The 2,597-nt window shown below is 70.6% G+C and carries 1 protein-coding gene; it reads right to left on the bottom strand.

Features of this window, described 5'->3' with window-relative positions:
* On the bottom strand, positions 1 to 2,474 hold a 2,474-nt coding region (locus tag AB0J97_RS51560; protein ID WP_364104806.1), incomplete at its 3' end, for a polyketide synthase dehydratase domain-containing protein.
* Positions 2,475 to 2,597 lie beyond the last annotated feature (123 nt).

The following is a 2,597-nucleotide window of genomic DNA, read 5'->3' as shown; positions in this document are numbered from 1 at the left end:
CCGTCGGGGTGTGGGGGGTGGGGGATGGTCAGGACGATTTTGCCGGTGTGACGGGCTTGGGCCATGTGGCGGAAGGCGTGCCGGGCTGCGGTGACGGGCCAGCAGCGGACGGGTAGGGCGGTGAGGTGGCCGGTGGTGAGCAGGTCGCACAGGCCGGTGAGGATGGTGTGGATGTGGTCGGGGCCTGCGTCCATGAGGTCGAAGCTTTGGTAGCGCAGGTGGGGGTGGGTGGTGGTGACGTGGGCGGGGTCGCGGCGGTCGGTTTTGCCCATTTCGATGAAGCGTCCGCCGGGGGCGGTGAGGGTGAGGGAGGCGTCGGTGAAGGGGCCGGCCAGGGCGTTGAGGACGACGTCCATGCCGTGTCCGCCGGTGGTGGTGGTGAAGGTGTCGGCGAAGTCGAGGGTGCGGGAGGAGGCCACATGGTCTGCGGGGATGCCGAGGCGGCGCAGCAGAGCGTGTTTGGTCGGGGAGGCGGTGGTGAACACCTCGGCTCCCAGGTGGCGGGCGATCTGGATGGCGGCCATGCCGACCCCGCCGGCTCCGGCGTGGATGAGGACCCGCTCACCTCGGGACAGGCCGGCCAGGTCGACCAGCCCGTACCAGGCGGTGGCGAAAGCCACCAGCGTCCCAGCCCCTTGAGAGAAGGACCACCCGGCCGGCAAAGGCACCAGCAGCCGCTGATCGGCCACCACCCGCGGGCCGAACGCCCCTTCACCTAATCCCATGACGCGGTCACCGACCGCGAACCGGGTCACGTCGGCCGCGATCTGGGTGACCACACCGGCGAACTCGCCACCGATCGGTTCACCCTGTTCCGGCACCATGCCGAGCGTGACCACGAGATCGCGGAAGTTCACCCCTGCGGCCCGGACCTGCACCCGCACCTGCCCGGCACCCAAATCCCGGTCCGCGCGCGGGTCCGGCACCAGGGCCAGTCCTTCGACCGAGCCGGGTGTGGGGCAGTCCAGCCGCCACGCCCCGTCTCCGTCCGGCACTGCCAGGTCCTCCCCGGCCCGTGCGGGGGTGAGCCGGGGGACCAGGACCCGGCCCTGCCGGACCAGGATCTGCGGCTCATCCCCCACACCGGCCGCACCGTTCATGGCCGGGGCGTTGCCCAGCGCCTCACCCGGCACGCCGCTCGGCGCGCTGCCTGTGCTCAGTGCGCTGGCTGTGTCCGGCGTGGTAGCCGGGGCGTTGCCTGGCGCGCCGCCGGTGCCCAGTACGTTGGCCAGCGCCTGCCAGGAAGCGGGTTGTCCGTCCACGTCGACCAGCAGGAACCGGCCGGGGTGCTCGGCCTGCGCCGACCGCGCCAGCCCCAGCACCGCCGCCCCCACCAACTCGCGGCCATCATTCCCAGGACCGGTGTTGCCGGGATCGGTGATGCCGGGGTCGGCGTTGTGTCCCACCGTGACCACACCGGTGGTGAGCAGCACCAGCCGGGTCTCGGCCAGCCGCTCACTGGCCAGCCAGCCCCGCAGCACCTCCACCACCCGGTCCAACTCCACACGCAACCGCGACAGCAGCTCACCATGCTCGTCGTTGGTGCCGTTGGTGCCGTTGGTGCCGTTGGTGCCGTTGGTGCCGTTGGTGCCGTTGGTGCCGTTGGTGTCGTGGGTGGGAGCTCTCATGTCCAGGGACAGGATCACCGTCTCGGCCGTCGACTCGCCTGCAGCCAGTGCCGTGTTCAACGCCGGCAGATCGCAGTAGTGGCCCACGACAGTGCCGCCAGCCGCCTGCACCGCCGCCACCACATCACCAGAAGATGAGCCGACCACGATCACTTGGCCCGGTGTCGCGTCCGATGCAGCCTCTGATGCTGCAACTGCTGGGTTGCCTGGTAAGGGCAGCCACTGCAGCTGATGCAACCCCTCAACCGCAGGCCGCTCACCTGCCCGCAGCCCGCCGGTAGCCAGCCCGTGCGCCGGCAGAGGGCGTGAAACCAGACTCGTCACCACCGCCACCGGGGCACCGCTGCCATCGGCCATCCGGATACTGACACCACCACCGGCATCGGAGGCCGGTTGGACGTGCACCCGCAACTGCCGGGCGCCGGAGGCCAGCAGTTCCACCCCGGTCCACGCGAACGGCAACATCACCCCCGCCCCGCCAGGATTGTCGGCCCCGTTGGTTTGCTCGATGTGGGCGGGCAGGCTGGTGGCATGCAAGGCGGCATCCAGCAACGCCGGATGAACCCCGAACCGGGCCGCATCCACACACTCCCGCTCACCCAGCTCGACCTCGGCGAATACCTCTCCCTCGCGCACCCAGGCCCGCTTCAACCCCCGAAAAGCAGGCCCATACCCGTAACCCTCATCGGCCAGCTTCTGGTAGAAGCCCTCCACCTCCACCGCCCGCGCCCCCACCGGCGGCCACACACCCAGCTCGAAACCAGCCCCCGCACCATCCCCGTTCACGCCCTCGGCGCTCTCGGCGTTCACCACGCTTGCGGTGTTCGTCGTGCTCGCGGCGTTCACCGCGCTCTCGGCTATCACCGCGCTGGCGTGACGCCGCCACCCCTCGCCCAGCCCAGCTCCCGCACCTGTCCCTGCTCCTGTTTCTGCTGGTCGGGCGTAGACGTGCACCTCACGTCGCCCGTC

This window comes from Nonomuraea sp. NPDC049607, assembly GCF_040675375.1.
Lineage (GTDB): Bacteria > Actinomycetota > Actinomycetes > Streptosporangiales > Streptosporangiaceae > Nonomuraea.
The sequence above is the reverse complement of the archived record's forward strand: the minus strand, read 5'-3'. Positions and strand labels throughout refer to the sequence as shown.